The sequence below is a fragment of the Microbacterium sp. NPDC058269 genome (assembly GCF_042881445.1).
Taxonomy (GTDB): Bacteria; Actinomycetota; Actinomycetes; order Actinomycetales; family Microbacteriaceae; genus Microbacterium.
In genome coordinates, this window is record NZ_JBHVXT010000003.1 from 358,403 (window position 1) to 374,866 (window position 16,464).

17 protein-coding genes and 2 tRNA genes are annotated in these 16,464 nt (G+C 67.1%); 10 read left to right on the plus strand and 9 right to left on the minus strand.

Annotated elements, in window-relative coordinates; all coding sequences use genetic code 11:
* The first annotated feature begins 9 nt into the window (after positions 1–9).
* The 3 genes from mnmA to ACFVWL_RS15310 are packed head-to-tail and all read left to right on the plus strand — an operon-like array spanning position 10 to position 3,943.
* Positions 10–1,107, plus strand: coding sequence for a tRNA 2-thiouridine(34) synthase MnmA (gene mnmA, locus ACFVWL_RS15300; RefSeq protein WP_387184470.1), 1,098 nt, complete (start codon positions 10–12; stop codon positions 1,105–1,107).
* 38 nt (positions 1,108–1,145) lie between these two features.
* Complete coding sequence (gene ligA / locus ACFVWL_RS15305) at positions 1,146–3,479, plus strand: NAD-dependent DNA ligase LigA (protein ID WP_387184473.1); 2,334 nt, start codon at positions 1,146–1,148, stop codon at positions 3,477–3,479.
* Positions 3,476–3,943, plus strand: coding sequence for a hypothetical protein (locus tag ACFVWL_RS15310; protein ID WP_387184475.1), 468 nt, complete (start codon positions 3,476–3,478; stop codon positions 3,941–3,943). The genes ligA and ACFVWL_RS15310 overlap by 4 nt, the downstream gene beginning before the upstream one ends.
* A gap of 22 nt (positions 3,944–3,965) precedes the next feature.
* On the opposite strand, the gene ACFVWL_RS15315 is transcribed toward ACFVWL_RS15310, so the two are convergent.
* Both ACFVWL_RS15315 and ACFVWL_RS15320 read right to left on the minus strand, forming a co-directional pair.
* The gene (locus ACFVWL_RS15315) at positions 3,966–5,810 is read right to left on the minus strand and encodes a DEAD/DEAH box helicase (protein ID WP_387184478.1); all 1,845 of its coding nucleotides are present in this window, start codon (positions 5,808–5,810) and stop codon (positions 3,966–3,968) included.
* A 47-nt stretch (positions 5,811–5,857) separates the two neighbouring features.
* Entirely contained in the window at positions 5,858–7,558 is a 1,701-nt protein-coding gene (locus tag ACFVWL_RS15320) for a long-chain-fatty-acid--CoA ligase (RefSeq protein WP_387184480.1), read from the minus strand.
* A 67-nt stretch (positions 7,559–7,625) separates the two neighbouring features.
* Here ACFVWL_RS15320 and gatC point away from each other — a divergent pair, with 67 nt between their 5' ends.
* The 6 genes from gatC to ACFVWL_RS15350 are packed head-to-tail and all read left to right on the plus strand — an operon-like array spanning position 7,626 to position 13,177.
* Positions 7,626–7,925, plus strand: a complete 300-nt coding sequence (gatC, locus tag ACFVWL_RS15325; protein WP_387184483.1) for an Asp-tRNA(Asn)/Glu-tRNA(Gln) amidotransferase subunit GatC — start codon at positions 7,626–7,628, stop codon at positions 7,923–7,925.
* On the plus strand, positions 7,922–9,439 hold the full coding sequence (gene gatA / locus ACFVWL_RS15330; RefSeq protein WP_387184485.1) for an Asp-tRNA(Asn)/Glu-tRNA(Gln) amidotransferase subunit GatA: 1,518 nt from the start codon (positions 7,922–7,924) through the stop codon (positions 9,437–9,439). The genes gatC and gatA overlap by 4 nt, the downstream gene beginning before the upstream one ends.
* A complete protein-coding gene (gatB, locus tag ACFVWL_RS15335) occupies positions 9,439–10,953 on the plus strand; it encodes an Asp-tRNA(Asn)/Glu-tRNA(Gln) amidotransferase subunit GatB (protein ID WP_387184487.1) in 1,515 nt (504 codons plus the stop codon). The genes gatA and gatB overlap by 1 nt, the downstream gene beginning before the upstream one ends.
* Before the next feature lie 47 nt (positions 10,954–11,000).
* Complete coding sequence (gene dinB / locus ACFVWL_RS15340) at positions 11,001–12,257, plus strand: DNA polymerase IV (protein ID WP_387184489.1); 1,257 nt, start codon at positions 11,001–11,003, stop codon at positions 12,255–12,257.
* A 37-nt stretch (positions 12,258–12,294) separates the two neighbouring features.
* The gene (locus tag ACFVWL_RS15345) at positions 12,295–12,612 is read left to right on the plus strand and encodes a hypothetical protein (protein WP_031206169.1); all 318 of its coding nucleotides are present in this window, start codon (positions 12,295–12,297) and stop codon (positions 12,610–12,612) included.
* Positions 12,596–13,177: a hypothetical protein gene (locus ACFVWL_RS15350; RefSeq protein WP_387184492.1), complete on the plus strand. Its 582-nt coding sequence runs from the start codon at positions 12,596–12,598 to the stop codon at positions 13,175–13,177. Before ACFVWL_RS15345 ends, ACFVWL_RS15350 begins: the two co-directional genes overlap by 17 nt.
* A gap of 2 nt (positions 13,178–13,179) precedes the next feature.
* Here the strand turns inward: ACFVWL_RS15350 and ACFVWL_RS15355 are convergent, their stop codons facing one another.
* The 6 genes from ACFVWL_RS15355 to orn form a co-directional block, all read right to left on the minus strand.
* On the minus strand, positions 13,180–13,677 hold the full coding sequence (locus ACFVWL_RS15355; RefSeq protein WP_387184495.1) for a DUF2017 family protein: 498 nt from the start codon (positions 13,675–13,677) through the stop codon (positions 13,180–13,182).
* Positions 13,674–13,970, minus strand: coding sequence for an ATP-dependent Clp protease adapter ClpS (clpS, locus tag ACFVWL_RS15360; protein ID WP_387184498.1), 297 nt, complete (start codon positions 13,968–13,970; stop codon positions 13,674–13,676). The genes ACFVWL_RS15355 and clpS overlap by 4 nt, the downstream gene beginning before the upstream one ends.
* Complete coding sequence (locus ACFVWL_RS15365) at positions 13,967–14,314, minus strand: metallopeptidase family protein (RefSeq protein WP_387184500.1); 348 nt, start codon at positions 14,312–14,314, stop codon at positions 13,967–13,969. The genes clpS and ACFVWL_RS15365 overlap by 4 nt, the downstream gene beginning before the upstream one ends.
* Before the next feature lie 27 nt (positions 14,315–14,341).
* Complete coding sequence (locus ACFVWL_RS15370) at positions 14,342–14,971, minus strand: LysE family transporter (RefSeq protein ID WP_387184502.1); 630 nt, start codon at positions 14,969–14,971, stop codon at positions 14,342–14,344.
* Between the two features lie 90 nt (positions 14,972–15,061).
* Positions 15,062–15,134, minus strand: a tRNA-His gene (locus ACFVWL_RS15375).
* Between the two features lie 36 nt (positions 15,135–15,170).
* Positions 15,171–15,797 carry an oligoribonuclease gene (orn, locus tag ACFVWL_RS15380; RefSeq protein WP_387184504.1) on the minus strand — a complete coding sequence of 209 codons (627 nt, stop codon included), beginning with the start codon at positions 15,795–15,797 and terminating at the stop codon, positions 15,171–15,173.
* A gap of 87 nt (positions 15,798–15,884) precedes the next feature.
* Here orn and ACFVWL_RS15385 point away from each other — a divergent pair.
* Positions 15,885–15,957, plus strand: a tRNA-Arg gene (locus ACFVWL_RS15385).
* Positions 15,958–16,069: 112 nt separating this feature from the next.
* Here ACFVWL_RS15385 and ACFVWL_RS15390 read toward each other — a convergent pair.
* The gene (locus ACFVWL_RS15390; protein WP_387184506.1) at positions 16,070–16,339 is read right to left on the minus strand and encodes a hypothetical protein; all 270 of its coding nucleotides are present in this window, start codon (positions 16,337–16,339) and stop codon (positions 16,070–16,072) included.
* Positions 16,340–16,464: the final 125 nt, after the last annotated feature.

A 16,464-nucleotide genomic window follows, 5' to 3' on the forward strand; every position in this document is an offset into this window, starting at 1 on the left:
ACTGGTCGCATGCGGATACTTGCGGCGATGAGTGGGGGAGTCGACTCCGCCGTGGCGGCCGCCAGGGCCGTGGAGGCGGGGCACGATGTCGTCGGAGTGCATCTGGCCCTTTCCCGTGCCGGGGGAACCCTGCGCACCGGCAGCCGCGGATGCTGCACGATCGAAGACGCACTCGACGCCCGTCGCGCCGCCGACATGCTCGGGATCCCCTTCTACGTATGGGACTTCTCGGAGCGTTTCCGCGACGACGTGATCCAGGACTTCATCTCCGAGTACCAGGCAGGTCGCACCCCCAACCCCTGCATGCGCTGCAACGAGAAGATCAAGTTCGCAGCCCTCCTCGAACGCGCGATCGAGCTGGGTTTCGATGCTGTATGCACCGGACACTACGCGACGCTGATCGACGGCGACGGAGGCCTCGAGCTGCACCGCGCGTCCGACAACGCCAAGGATCAGTCCTACGTGCTGGGCGTGCTCACGGCGGAGCAGCTCGCGCACACCTACTTCCCGCTCGGCACGACGCCGTCGAAGGCGATCGTCCGTGCCGAGGCTGAAGCACGCGGTCTGAGCGTCGCGCAGAAGCCCGACAGCCACGACATCTGCTTCATCCCCGACGGTGACACCCGCGGCTGGCTCGCCGAGAAGGTCGGCACGGCCACGGGTGAGATCGTCGACCGCAGCGGAGACGTCGTCGGCTCTCACGAGGGCGCCCACGCCTTCACGGTTGGACAGCGGCGCGGTCTCAAGCTCGGAGTCCCCGCAGCGGACGGCAAGCCGAGGTTCGTCCTCGAAGTGCGTCCGATCTCGAACACCGTCGTCGTCGGGCCGAAGGAGGCACTCGCGATCGCCGAGATCGCGGGGGCGCGGTTCAGCTGGGCCGGTGCCGCGCCGACCGCATCGTCGTTCGATTGCCATGTGCAGATCCGCGCGCATGCCGAACCGGTCGCCGCGCACGCCGAGGTCTCGGACGTGGGAGTGCGCGTCGTGCCCGAGGTTCCGCTGGACGGCGTCGCACCGGGGCAGACTGCCGTGCTCTACGTCGGGACCCGCGTGCTCGGGCAGTTCACGATCGACACCACGGTCTCTGCCGTTCCCGTCGGCGCGTAGACGCTTCCGGTGTCGGTGCCCGCTCGTAGACTGGCGGGGTGCCGGAGAACATCTCGCTGGAAGACGCCCGAACCGAAGCCGAGGAGCTGACCACTCGCATCCTCGACGCGAAAGAGGCCTACTACGGCCGCGACACCTCCGTCGTCGACGACTTCACCTACGACGGATGGATGCGCCGGCTCGAAGAGCTCGAACGCCTGCACCCCGAGCTGCAGGGTCAGGACTCGCCCACGCAGATGGTCGGAGCAGCCGAGGCGACCGGGCTCGCGACCATCGAGCACGCCGAGCGGATGCTCAGCCTCGACAACGTCTTCTCCATCGACGAGCTGAAGGAGTGGGCGGCGAAGACGAAGGCAGCGGCCGGCCGCGAGGTCGCGTGGCTCACTGAGCTGAAGATCGACGGGCTGGCGATCAACCTCCGATACGAGAACGGCGTGCTGACCTCCGCGGCCACCAGAGGAGACGGACGCGTCGGTGAGATCGTCACGGAGAACGCGCTGCGGCTCGCCGATATCCCGTACCGACTGAGCGGAGAGGGTCATCCTCCCATCGTCGAGGTGCGCGGCGAGGTCTTCATCCCCGTCGCGGCCTTCGAGCGACTCAACGCAGCGCAGGCCGGCTTCCGCGACCGCGCTTACGCCGATGCGCTGGAGCGATGGGAATCGCGCGGGGGAGCGAAGAAGCCTTTCGACGAGGAGAAGGCCCGTACGGCGGCCGCCCGCCGATTCCCGGCATTCGCCAACCCCCGGAACGCGGCGAGCGGCGGCCTCCGCCAACAGATCGACAAGAAGAACGGTCTCGAACTCGAAGCGGGCCTGCTGCGTATCGAGTCGCTCGCGTTGTACGTGCACGGCATCGGAGCCTGGACGAACCCTCCCGTCGCGGCGCAGAGCGAGGTGTACGACCTGCTCGCGGAGTGGGGCCTGCCCACGAGCCCGCACACGAAGGTGTGTCGCACCATCGACGAGGTCGTGTCGTTCGTCGAGTACTTCGGTGAGCACCGTCACGACATCGAGCACGAACTCGACGGCATCGTGGTCAAGGTCGACGAGCTCGAGCTGCATGACGAGCTCGGTGCGACGAGCCGCGCCCCGCGCTGGGCGATCGCCTACAAGTACCCGCCCGAAGAGGTGCAGACCAAGCTGCTCGACATCGTGGTGTCGGTCGGTCGCACCGGTCGCGCGACCCCCTTCGCCGTCATGGCCCCCGCGCACGTCGCCGGCTCCGTGGTCCGCCAGGCGACGTTGCACAACAAGGACGTCGTCAAGGCGAAGGGCGTGCTGATCGGTGACACGGTCGTGCTGCGCAAAGCCGGTGATGTCATCCCCGAGGTGCTCGGCCCGGTCGTCGAGAAGCGCGACGGCACGGAACGGGAGTTCGTGATGCCCGTCGAATGTCCGGAGTGCGGCACACCCCTGCGGGCGATGAAGGAGGGCGACATCGATCTGCGGTGTCCGAACGCGCGTTCGTGTCCAGCACAGGTGCGCGGCCGCGTCGAGCACATCGGCTCCCGCGGCGCCCTCGACGTCGAAGCACTCGGCGAGGTCACCGCGGCCGCGCTGACGCAGCCGACGTCTCCTGCGGTGCCCCCGCTCGAAACCGAGGCAGGACTCTTCGCCCTCACGCTCGAACAGCTCGTTCCCATCGAGCTGTTCGTGCGCGATGCCGAGACGGGATTGCCCAAGGAAGACGAAGACGGGATCGTGAAGACCCGCGCACCCTTCCGACGCAATCCCTCGGCGGCCGAGAAGAAGTCCGGCCTCGAAGGCCCACAGCCCTCGTCCCAGGCTCTCACCCTGCTCGCGGAACTCGAGAAGGCGAGGACCAAAGACCTGTGGAGGCTCCTGGTCTCCCTGAACATCCGCCACGTAGGACCGGTCGCCGCCAGGGCGCTCGCGCAGTGGTTCGGGTCGCTCGATGCGATCCGCGCGGCCTCGCGTGACGAGCTGGCTGCGGTGGAGGGTGTGGGCGGCATCATCGCCGACTCCCTGCTCGCCTGGTTCGAGGTGGACTGGCACCAGGAGATCGTGCAGCAGTGGGCGGACGCGGGCGTGCAGTGGGCGACGCCAGGGCATCCCGGCCCAGGCGCCGCCGTCGCCGCCGGAGGTGTTCTCGACGGGCTGACGGTCGTTGCGACCGGGTCCCTCGACGGCTACACGCGAGACGGTGCGCAAGAGGCCATCATCAAGGCCGGCGGCAAGGCGGCGTCGAGCGTCTCGAAGAAGACGGACTTCGTCGCAGCCGGCCCCGGTGCGGGATCCAAACTCGCGAAGGCGGAGGAGCTCGGCCTGCGGATCCTCGATGCGGCACAGTTCCACATCCTGGTGACGGAGGGACCCGGCAAGCTCACGCCCGCAGGCGAAGGAGCGTGAACCGCTACGGACCGCTGATCGTCGTTCCAGAGGCGCTCGCTGTCGGAGACCCCGGTCGGAATCATCTGCGGCTGACGCCTGACGCCGTGATCATCCGGGAGGGCGTCGAGAACCGCGGAATCGTGAGCTGGGCCGACGTCGAAGCGATCGTGATGGACGTCCCGACGACGAGGTTCCGTCTGCCCGGTCTCGTCGGCACGCTCCTGCTCGGTGCTCTGACCGCCGCGATGCTGACCGACCCCGGAGTCGATCCTGACGACGGCTCCGTGACGATGACCGTCGCCGGAGAGCCACGCATCCTGCCCCTGAGCCGACACCACGTCGGGGGCTACTGGGCGCCCACGGTGACCGGCGCGCATCGGCTGATCGCCCATCTCATCGCGCACCCCGAGCAGCGAGCGCTTCTGGCTCACCCGGAACCGCTGATCGACGTCGCGGTGCAGCTCGCGCGCGGAACGAGATGATCCGTTCCGCGCGCGAGTGAGATCAGCTCTTGTGACGCGGCTTGCGGAACGGCTTCTCGTCGCGGCTATCGCGTGCGGGCCGATCGTCGCGGTCCCGTCGTTCGAAGCGGTCACCACGGCCATCGGCATCGCGGCTCTCACGCGGACCACCGGCGCGTCGTGCGCCGGGGCCGCGGTCGGGCTTGATCTCGATCAGACGGCCCGAGATGCGCGTGTCGCGCAGCTTCTCGAGGACTGACGGATCCAGGTTCGACGGCAGCTCGACCGTGGAGAAATCGGGACGGATGTTGATCGCGCCGAAGTCGTCGCGTCCCAGTCCGCCCTCGTTGGCGAGAGCACCGACGATCTGGCGGGGCTCGACGCGGTGACGGCGGCCGACCTCGATGCGGTAAGCGGTGTAGTCACCGCGACCGCGGCGTTCGGTACGCGGTTCCCGTGCGTCGCGTCCCGTGCGCTCGCGAGGCGGACGGTTGTCTGCCTCGACCGCCTTGGTGAGGGGATCATTGGCCGGGTCGAGGAGCAGTGGCTTGTCGCCCTGCGCCACGACGGCGAGGGCCGCGGCCACATCGCCCTCCGGGACGTCGTGGTGGCGGACGTAGTGCGCGACGATGTCACGGAACGCCTCGATGCGGCCCGTTTCCGAGAGCGCGGTGGTGATCGCGTCGTCGAAGCGGTTCAGACGCGTCGTGTTCACGTCCTCTGTGCTGGGCAGCTGCATCTGGGCCGGCTGCTGCCGCGTCGCCTTCTCGATGTGCTTCAGGAGGTAGCGTTCACGCGGAGTGATGAAGCTGATCGCGTCGCCCGAACGTCCCGCACGACCAGTGCGGCCGATGCGATGCACATAGGACTCGGTGTCGGTCGGGATGTCGAAGTTGACGACGTGGCTGATGCGTTCGACGTCGAGTCCGCGCGCGGCCACATCGGTCGCGACCAGGATGTCGAGCTTGCCGTCCTTGAGCTGGTTGACGCTGCGCTCGCGCTGCACCTGAGGCACGTCGCCGTTGATGGCCGCGGCGGAGTAGCCGCGAGCGCGTAGCTTCTCTGCCAGGGTCTCGGTCTCGTTCTTGGTCCGGACGAAGACGATCATCCCGTCGAAGTTCTCGACCTCGAGGATGCGCGTGAGCGCGTCGACCTTCTGCGCATACGAGACCACGAGGTAGCGCTGCGTGATGTTCGTTCCGGTAGCGGTCTTCGACTTGATGCTGATCTCTTCGGGCTCGCGCAGGTACTTCTGGGCGAGGCGGCGGATCTGCGGCGGCATCGTCGCGGAGAACAGAGCGACCTGCTTCTCCTCCGGCGTCTGCGCGAGGATCTGCTCCACGTCTTCCGCGAAGCCCATCTTCAGCATCTCGTCGGCCTCGTCGAGCACCAGGTACTGCAGCTGCGACAGGTCGAGGGTGCCTTTGGCGAGGTGGTCCATGATGCGGCCGGGCGTGCCGACGATGACGTGGACGCCGCGGCGCAGAGCCGACAGTTGCACGCCGTAGCCCTGTCCGCCGTATACGGGGAGGACGTGCACGCCCTTCATCTTCGAGGCGTACGACTCGAAGGCCTCGCAGACCTGGAGCGCGAGTTCACGGGTGGGCGCGAGCACGAGCGCCTGCGGGGTCTTCTGCGAGACGTCGAGGCGCTCGAGCACGGGGAGCGCAAAGGCCGCGGTCTTACCGGTACCGGTCTGCGCCATGCCGACGACGTCACGGCCGGCGAGAAGGGTGGGAATGGTGGCCGCCTGGATGGGCGACGGGGTCTCATAGCCGAGGTCCTTGATGGCCTTGAGAACGGGCCCGGTGATGCCGAGCTCCTCGAATCCGGGGGTCGCGGGGGAGTCCTCGGGGGCGTCGGTCAGTACTGCATCTTCAGGGGTCACTTCCCAAGGGTAGCGCGCTGCGACGCTCGGCGCCTGTGAGGGCGTCCTCAGGCACCGGTGTTCAGGGCGACCAATCTCTCCTTCACCTCGCGTCGGAGCACCTTTCCGATCAGGGACTTCGGCAGCTCATCGACCACGAAGATGCGACGCGGAACCTTGTACGGAGTGAGGATGCTGCGGGCGAATTCACGAATGGCCTCGACGTCGACATCCGCTCCGGGATCGACGACGATCGCCGCGACGACCTCTTCGCCCGAGTGCTCGCTCGGCAGACCGACGACCGCGGCATCCGCGACCTGCGGGTGTTGGCGCAGAGCATTCTCGACCTCGGTCGGCGCCACATTGAAGCCGCCGGTGATGATGAGCTCCTTGATGCGATCGACGATCCGCACGAAGCCGGCGTCGTCGATCGTGACGATGTCGCCGGTGCGGTACCAGCCGTCGACGAAGACAGCCTCGGTCTCCTCGGGCTTGCCGTAGTAGCCGGAGAACACCTGCGGGCCGCGGACGACGAGCTCTCCGGCTGAACCCGCCGGCACGTCTTCACTGGGGTTCTCCGGATCCACCACGCGGCATTCGGTCCCGGGCAGAGGGAGCCCCACAGTTCCGGGCACCCGGTTGTCCGCCACCGGGTTCGCCATGAGGACGGGGGAGCACTCGCTCAGGCCGTAGCCCTCGACGAGATACCCGTGGGTGGCCTCCTCGAACGGGACGACCAGCTCGTGCGGCAGGGCCATGGCGCCGGAGATGGCGACCTCGATACCGTCGAGCGACACTCCCTTCGCCTTCGCCGCGGCGAGGAGGCGGTCCGCGATCGGCGGCACCAGCGGCAGGAACGTGGCGGGGTGCTTCTTGACGACCTCGAGCACGAGATCAGGGTCGAACTTGGGGAAGAGCACGAGTCGTGCTCCCATCGACATCGCGAACGTCAGGCAGAGCGTGAGGCCGTAGGCGTGGAACATCGGCAGGACCGCGTACACGACACACCCGTTGCCGCGTCGGATCGAGGGCACCCAGGCCTGCGACTGCGCGGCATTGGCCAGCAGGTTGTGGTGGGCGAGGGCCGCGCCCTTCGGGGTTCCGGTCGTTCCCGAGGTGTACTGGATGATCGCGAGGTCGTCGGTTCCGGGCTTCGGGTGAGAGGCCGGCAGTGGAGCCGAAGCGAGAAGCGAGTCCCAGACGACCGTGCCCCGCACCTTCTCGGTGAGCGCCGCGCGGGATTCACGGGCCTTGGCCACGGGGAGACGTAGGGCGAAACGGGTGACGAACGGCATGGCGCGAGTCACGTCGACCGAGATGAGGTTCGTGACGGCCAGATCCGCGGGGAATTCCTGCACGGTGGCGACGACCTTGTTCCACACGATCGCGTGCTTCGCGCCGTGGTCTTCGAACTGCTTGCGCAGCTCGCGCGGGGTGTAGAGCGGGTTGTGCTCGACCACGACGGCGCCGAGACGGAGCACCGCGTAGAACGCCACGATGTGCTGCGGACAGTTCGGCAGCACGATGGCCACCGGATCACCGGCGCGGACGCCGAGATCCCGCAGCCCCGTGGCCGCACGGTCGATCGCCTCCTGGAGCTCCGCGTAAGTCGTCTCGCGACCGAAGAACTGGAGGGCGGGGGCGTCGGGGTAGTCGCGAGCCGAAGCGGCCACGATGTCGACGAGCGATCCCTCGACGGGAGAGAGGTCTGCCGGGACGCCTGCGGCATAGCTGGCGATCCACGGGCGAGGAGGCTGGAACGTGCTCACCCGCCCAGCATATGTCGAGCCGCTCGTCGGGCATGGGATGGGGGAGTGCGCCAACTAGACTGGGGGAGTGTCTGAAATCACCCCTGAACTCGTGCGCCACCTCGGTGTGCTCGCACGCATCCAGCTGAACGACGACGAGGTGTCGCGGCTCACGGGCCAGCTCGACGCGATCGTCGACAACATCGCCAAGGTGTCGGAGGTGGCGACCTCCGACGTCGTCGCGACGAGCCACCCGATTCCGCTGAGCAACGTCTTCCGACCCGACGTGGTCGGCGAGACGCTCACGCACGAGCAGGTGCTTCAGAACGCCCCGGATGCCGCCGACGGCCGCTTCCGCGTCACCGCGATCCTGGGAGAAGAGCAGTGAGCGACATCATCCGGCTGGACGCGGCGGATCTCGCCGCGAAGCTCGCTTCTCGTGAGGTGTCGAGCGTCGAGGCGACGCAGGCGCACCTCGATCGCATCGCCGCTGTCGACGGCGACGTCCACGCCTTCCTTCACGTCAACGAGGGAGCGCTCGAGGCCGCAGCGGCCATCGACGCCCGTCGCGCTGCCGGCGAGGCCCTCGGACCGCTCGCAGGCGTGCCGCTCGCGATCAAGGACGTGCTCGTCACGACCGACCAGCCGACGACCAGCGGTTCGCGCATCCTCGAGGGATACCGCTCGCCTTACGATGCGACCGTCGTCGCACGCTCGCGCGCTGCGGGACTCATCCCGCTCGGCAAGACGAACATGGACGAATTCGCCATGGGGTCTTCTACCGAGCACTCGGCATACGGCCCCACGCACAACCCCTGGGACCTTGACCGCATCCCCGGCGGCTCCGGTGGGGGGTCGGCCGCAGCGGTCGCCGCCTTCGAAGCGCCGCTCGCGCTCGGCTCGGACACCGGCGGCTCGATCCGTCAGCCCGCCCACGTGACCGGCACGGTCGGCGTCAAGCCGACGTACGGCGGCGTGAGCCGCTACGGTGCGATCGCGCTCGCCTCCAGCCTCGACCAGGTCGGTCCGGTCTCGCGGACCGTGCTCGACTCCGGCCTGCTGCACGATGCGATCGGCGGTCATGACCCGAAGGACTCGACGTCGCTGCGGGATGCATGGCCTTCGTTCGCGGAGGCGGCTCGAGAGGGCGCGCGCGGAGACGTGCTCAAGGGTCTCAAGGTCGGCGTCATCCGCGAACTGCCGGACAGCGGCTTCCAGCCCGGTGTCGCCGCTTCCTTCCGCAGCGCTCTCGCGCTCATGGAGGCCCAGGGCGCGGAGCTCGTCGAGATCGGCGCCCCGCACTTCGAGTACGGCGTCGCCGCGTACTACCTGATCCTCCCCGCGGAGGCATCGAGCAACCTCGCGAAGTTCGACTCCGTGCGTTTCGGCCTGCGGGTGACGCCAGATGGCAACCCCACCGTCGAGGACGTCATGTCCGCGACGCGCGACGCCGGCTTCGGTGACGAGGTCAAGCGCCGCATCATCCTCGGCACCTACGCGCTGTCGGCCGGTTACTACGACGCGTACTACGGCAGCGCGCAGAAGGTGCGCACGCTCATCCAGCAGGACTTCGCGAAGGCCTTCGCCGAGGTCGATGTCATCGCGACGCCGTCGGCGCCCACCACGGCGTTCAAGCTCGGCGAGAAGATCGACGACCCGCTGCAGATGTACCTCAACGACATCACCACGATTCCGGTGAACCTCGCCGGCGTTCCCGGCATCTCCATCCCCAGCGGTCTGGCCGATGACGACGGTCTTCCCGTCGGTATCCAGTTCATCGCTCCGGCTCGTGAAGATGCTCGTCTCTACAAGGTCGGTGCCGCTCTCGAGACGCTGCTGGTCGACTCGTGGGGTGCGCCGCTGCTCACCCGTGCTCCGCAGCTCGCAGAAGGGAAGCGCTGATGGCCACCGCCAAGCTCATGGACTTCGACAAGGCGCTCGAGCTGTTCGAGCCGGTCCTCGGATTCGAGGTGCACGTCGAGCTCAACACGAACACGAAGATGTTCTCCGACGCTCCGAACCCGGCGAACGAAGCGTTCCACGCCGCAGAGCCGAACACGCTCATCGCTCCGGTGGATCTCGGCCTCCCGGGGTCGCTGCCTGTCGTGAACGAGACCGCCATCCGTTCGTCGATCAGCCTGGGCCTCGCGCTCGGCTGCTCGATCGCGGAGTCGAGCCGGTTCGCGCGGAAGAACTATTTCTATCCTGACCTGGGTAAGAACTACCAGATCTCGCAGTACGACGAACCGATCGCGTACGAAGGGTCCGTCGAGGTCGAGCTCGAGGACGGGACGCTCATCACGATCCCGATCGAGCGCGCCCACATGGAGGAAGACGCCGGCAAGCTGACCCACATGGGTGGAGCGACCGGACGCATCCAGGGGGCCGAGTACTCGCTGGTCGACTACAACCGCGCGGGAGTGCCGCTGGTCGAGATCGTCACGAACATCATCTACGGCACCGAGCACCGCGCGCCGGAGGTCGCCAAGGCGTATGTCCAAGCGATCCGCGACATCGTCCGGGGTCTCGGCATCTCCGAAGCACGTCTGGAGCGCGGCAACCTACGCTGCGACGCGAACGTCTCTCTGCGTCGACGGGGCACGGACACGCTCGGCACCCGAACGGAGACGAAGAACGTCAACTCGATGCGCTCGGTCGAGCGTGCGGTGAAGTACGAGATCCAGCGCCAGGCGCAGATCCTCGCCGACGGCGGCACCATCACGCAAGAGACACGGCACTGGCATGAGGACACGGGCACGACCTCGCCCGGCCGTCCCAAGTCCGACGCCGACGACTACCGCTACTTCCCCGAGCCCGATCTGCTGCCCGTGGAGCCTGCCGCCGAGCTGATCGAAGAGCTGCGCGCGGCCCTTCCCGAGCAGCCGGTCGCCCGCCGTCGCCGTCTCATGAAGGAGTGGGGTTTCACCGACCTGGAGTTCCAGGACGTTCGCAACGGCGGTCTGCTCGAGGTCGTGGAGGCGACGATCGCCGCCGGCGCGACCCCGGCCACGGCACGCAAGTGGTGGACCGGTGAGATCTCCCGCCTTGCGAATGCGCAGGAGAAGGACGCCACGGAGCTGATCACGCCGGAGAACGTCGCCGCATTGCAGAGACTCGTCGACGCGGGAACGCTCACCGACAAGCTCGCTCGTCAGGTGCTCGAAGGCGTCATCGCCGGTGAGGGCAGCCCCCAGGAGGTCGTGGATGCTCGCGGGCTCGCGGTCGTCTCGGACGACGGCGCCCTCATCGCCGCAATCGACGAGGCACTCGCGGCGCAGCCCGACGTGATGGCGAAGATCAAGGACGGCAAGGTGCAGGCCGCCGGAGCCGTGATCGGTGCCGTCATGAAGGCGATGAAGGGTCAGGCTGACGCCGCCCGCGTCCGTGAGCTCATTCTCGAGCGCGCTGCCCAGTAGCGTGCGACCCCGGGTCTCATGTCCGAGGCCCGGGGGAGAATGGTCGTATGGGACACGGTGACGGCAGAGGGCGGATCGTGTCCGCCGCCGATGCCGACGACACCGGCACGCGCATCCTGCACGTCGACATGGACGCGTTCTACGCGGCCGTCGAGGTTCTCGATGACCCCTCTCTCCGTGGTCTGCCGCTGATCATCGGGGCACCGGACGGCCGCTCGGTCGTTTCCAGCGCGTCGTATGAGGCCCGTCGCTATGGCGTTCGCGCGGCGATGCCGGTCTCGCAGGCGCTCCGGCTGTGCCCATCCGCACGCATCGTGCTCCCGCACTTCCACCGGTACCAGGAGGTCTCCCGACAGGTGATGGCGATCTTCGAGTCGTTCACACCCCTCGTCGAGCCTCTCTCGGTCGATGAGGCGTTCCTCGATGTGCAGGGTGTGCGACGTCTCTGGGGGAGCCCGGCACGTATCGCCGAGCTCGTCCGGGAACGCGTCCTCGACGAGGTCGGGATCACGTGCAGCGTGGGCGTCGCCGCCACCAAGCATGTCGCGAAGATGGCCTCGACGATCTCCAAGCCAGACGGGATGCTCGTCGTCGCGGGCAAAGACACGCTCGACTTCCTCGCGCCGAGACCGGTCCGAGCCATGTGGGGCGTCGGCCCGAAGGCTGCAGAGGCGCTGGAGGCGCGCGGCATCCGAACCGTGCGGGATGTGCGTGACGCTCCGCGCGAAATGCTCGAACGCGCCGTGGGCCCCGCGCTGGGCGCGAGGCTCACTCAGCTCGCGATGGGGCAGGATGGGCGCGCCGTCGACACGGAGCGCGTGGAGAAGAGCATCGGTCATGAGGAAACCTTCGACACCGACATCCTCGACCGGCCCTTTCTCCGCGCCGAGCTTCTCCGGCTCGCGGATCGGGTCGCCGCCCGGCTTCGCCGCGCCGATTGGGAGACGTCGACCGTCGCGATCAAGATCCGATTCGATGACTTCCGCACGCTGAGCAGGTCCCAGACGTTGAGCGAGCCCACAGCGGTGGGTCAGCGGATCGGAGAGGCCGCGCAAACGTTGTTCGAGCAGATCGAACGTCGAGATCCGGTGCGGCTGGTCGGTGTGCGAGCCGAGAATCTTCGTCCGGCCGGTGGCAGTGGCCTCGCCCTCTGGGACGACGACGAGGACTGGCGCAAGGTCGAGGGTGCGGTCGATGAGGCGGTCGCCCGGTTCGGTACGGCAACCATCAGCCGCGCTCGGCATATCGGCCGCGGAGACGGTCGAGGCGCTGTGCAGCATCCGAAAGCCCACGGTCTCGATTGATCCCACGTCGGCGTGTTTCCTCGACTAGCGTGGGGGTATGCCGAACATTGCACTGGAACTCGGAAAGCAAGCAGCGTCCTTCGGCGTGAAGAGCGCGTACGGAGAGCCGCAGGACGTCGACGGTGTGAGCATCACACCGGTGGCGTTCACCTACTCGGGCTTCGGCGGTGGCAGCGGTGACGGTGCCGAGGGCGGTGGCGGCGGGGGCGTCTCCGTACCGGTCGGCGTGTATGTGCGTCGCGAAGAGGGTCTTCGGTTCGAGCCGAACATCGTCACGCTGCTCGTGGTCGCCGTGCCCTTCGTCTGGGTCGCCGGACGGGCACTCACTCGCATCATCCGTGCCCTCAAGAAGTGACGATGCGGTCTCGGCCGCACTGGAGCGGGCCGCGACACTGATCGAGCGGGATGTTCGTGCCGTCGCCGCCGCCAATCCCGTCGTGCTCATCGACGGCGGCAGCGGCGCTGGCAAGTCGTCTCTCGCCGCGTTACTCGTGCGTCGCTGGCCCGTGGTCGGTCACGTGCAGCTGATCGCCTTGGACTCCCTGTACCCGGGCTGGGACGGGCTCGATGACGGCGTCGAGCGCGCGCTGGAATGGGTTCTCCGACCGCACGGCCGCGGTTACCTCGGCACCTGGCGGCGCTGGGACTGGGACGCCCATGCCGAAGCCGAGAGTCATGCCGTCGACCCGGCGCTCGGTGTGATCGTCGAGGGCAGCGGAATCCTCCGCCCCTCGACCGCGGCCCTCGCTGACGTCAGCGTCTGGGTGGAGTCCGCGGAGACATCGCGGAAGGCGCGTGCTCTGGCGCGCGATGGTGATACCTATCGCCCGCACTGGGATCGTTGGGCTGCGCAGGAACGCCGCCATGTCGAACGGGACGATCCGCGCTCCCTCGCCACTCGAATCGTCGAGGTTCCTTAGGACTAAGTGCCGGCGTCGGCTTCGTCGGCTGCTTGGATGAGCAGTTCCAGGCGGTAACCGAGCCACTCATACACGTCGTGACGGCCATCTGTTCCGGTCTGCTCGTCAGATGTGATCCCCAGTCGATTCGCGATCACGAGGCGGATGGCTGTCAGCGTGCGGAGCCAGGCGTCGAGTTCGTCCGTCGGGATGACCAGATCTCGGGTCTCGAGGGCCTCTGATTCCCGAAGTTCTTCCTCGCTATCGGTGACCACCAGGAGCGAGACCCGCATCCGACGCGCATCGCTCAGTCTGCGGTCGAGGAGGTCGTCTCGGGTGCTCTCGGCGAAGTCGGCGGCGGAGTCCGGGTCATGCGGGTAGGGGTTCGGCGTCAGTCGGTCGACGGCGGGATCTCCGATGCCACGAGACGTGCCGATGAGCTCGAGAAAGTCGTCCACGAGCTTCGCCAGGTGAAGTTCCTCGATGCCCGTGATCGAGACGATGACGCTGTTCGCGGTCACTGCGAGGCCTTCCTGACGGTGGCCCAGAGCCCGAAGTCGTGCATCGCCTGCGCATGTACCTCCATGGTCTCGCGCGGACCCGTGGCCACGATGGCATGCCCGTCGTGGTGGACCGCGAGCATCAGTGCTGTCGCGTGATCGAGGGAGTACCCGAAGTATGTGCGGAAGACGCGGACCACGTAGCTCATGAGGTTGACAGGATCATTCCAGACGACGACCTGCCAAGGCTCCAGAGGAGCGGCACTCAGTTCGATCGCCTCGTCGAGGTGCGGGACCGCTGCAGGGATCGTCATGCCCAGCCCATCTCGTGCAACTGCTCGTCGTCGATTCCGTAGAAGTGCGCGATCTCATGGACCAGAGTGGTGTGGACCTCGTCGCGGAGCTCCTCTTCCGTCTCGCACTGAGCCAGGTGCGGCTCGCGATAGACGACGATGCGGTCGGGAAGTTCGCCCATCCCGTACTGCGTCCGGTCGGTCAGAGCCAACCCGTCGTAGAGCCCGAGCAGATCGAGGCTGCCATCTTCCGGCCGGTCCTCCACGACGAACACGACGTTCTCCAACCCTTCGACCATGTCGTCGGGGAGTTGATCGAGCTCGTCGATCACGAGTTCCTCGAAGGCGGCGGCATCCATATCCATTCCCTCCAGCCTAGGGGCGACGGAAGGTCAGTGGAGGAGAACGAGAACCGCGGCCACGACGATGAACAGGGAACCGAAGACCGTGTTGAGGATCCGTTGTCCGCGTGCGGTCCGAGTGAGACGACGGAACGGGCGCGCGGCCGCCGCGAAGAACCCCCACATCACGATCACGTCGACGACGATCACGGTGGCCACGAGCGTGAGGTACTGGGGGATCGGCGGCTCATCCAGCCGGACGAACTGGGGGATGAACGCCAGGAAGAACACGATCGCCTTCGGGTTCAGGAGGTTGACCCAGAAGCCCCGGCGGATCATCGACCACGGGCTCTCGCGAGCGTCGACCGGAACAGGAGCGTCGACGACCGTCACCGCGGGCTTGGCGAGGATGAGGCGGATCCCGAGGAACACCAGATAGGCCGATCCGGCATAGCGGATGCCGTTGAAGAGGACCTCGGAGCGTGACACCAGGAGCCCGACTCCGGCGGCCACGACGGCCACGTGGACGATCAACGCGATCTGCTGACCGATGATGCCCCAGATCGAGCGTCGCCAGCCCTGATTCATGGCGTTCGACATCGTGTTGATCGCGCCGGCCCCGGGCGTGAAGCTGATCACGATGGACGCGGTCAGCAACGAGAACCAGACCGCGAGCGACACCTCGTCAGTCTAGAGGTCCGGGGGAGGGGTGCCGATCGCAGGCAGACGCGAAGAAGGCCCGAACCTTGCGATTCGGGCCTTCTTCAGGAGGGTGAGTAACGGGACTCGAACCCGCGACATCCGGCACCACAAGCCAGCGCTCTACCAGCTGAGCTATACCCACCATGTGCCCACCGGAGCGGGCAACCATACGAGTCTATTACATGTTCGGAGTGAACACGGACACCGTGCGCGAAGCGATCTCGCGTGCCTCGTCGCTGGACGGCCCTGGCTCCTCGACGAACACCGCCTCGCGGTAGTACCGGAGCTCTCTGATCGACTCGAGGATATCGGCGAGGGCGCGATGGCCCCCGTCTTTGGCGGGGGCCTGGAAGAACACCCGCGGGTACCAGCGGCGCGAGAGTTCCTTGATGCTGGAGACGTCGACATTTCGATAGTGAAGCCACTGATCCACCTGCGGCATGTACTTCGCCAGGAACATCCGGTCCGTCCCGATCGTGTTGCCCGCCAGAGGCGCCTTGCGCTCCAGCGGCACGAAGCGCTTGATGTAGGCCAGAGTCTGAGACTCGGCCTCCTCCAGCGAGACACCTCCAGGGATCTCCTCGATCAGTCCAGATGTCTCGTGCATCTTCGTGACGAAGTCGTTCATGTGCTCGAGTGCTGCTTCACCGGGGCGAATCACCACCTGGAAGCCCGGATCGATGGGGTTGAGCTCGAAGTCGGTGACGACGACGGCGATCTCGACGAGTTCGTCGACCGCCAGGTCGAGGCCCGTCATCTCGCAGTCGATCCATACGAGACGATCATTCTCGGACGCAGATACCATGCCGCCATCCTATCGACGGGCCCGACATCGCCTGCCGGAGCGCCCTTCATGAATCATCGACGCGACCGCGATACTCTAGATCTGTGCGCCTCCGTAGCTCAGGGGATAGAGCAGGAGCCTTCTAATCTCTTGGTCGCAGGTTCGAATCCTGCCGGGGGCACCTCACGAGCCCTGAGTTCGATGGGAGTCGTCGGATGTGAGTTCGGCTCTCGATCAGATGCCGACCTCTCGAGCGTCGATGGCAGCCTTCCCCGGCGACGGCGACGGCGGCGTCAGGAATTGCGGAGCGCGGCGATCGCGTCATCCACGCGCCAGAACTCGCCCAAGACGCGGAAGGCACCCGTTGCGAGGTGCAGGCGTTCCGCCCGATACCGGAGCCCGAGCGGATCGGCGACGATGCGCAGATGACCGAGGACGTGTTCTCGTTGGTCCTGGACTCGCCAGAGGTGGTCAGCTGCACGGACGAGGTGCTCTCGCGCAGAAGAGAGTCGCGGCGTCGCGAAGGGGACGCCGGGCAGTTCGGTGATCAGGTGTTCAGACATCGGTGCTCCTTTCGTGATTCGAAGATATGACCGACCTCCGACATTCGATCTCGCGCCTTCCCCGGCCGCTCATCGGGACTTTCTCTCCACAGGTGAGACTTGTCGGCGACCATCCACATGTCGCG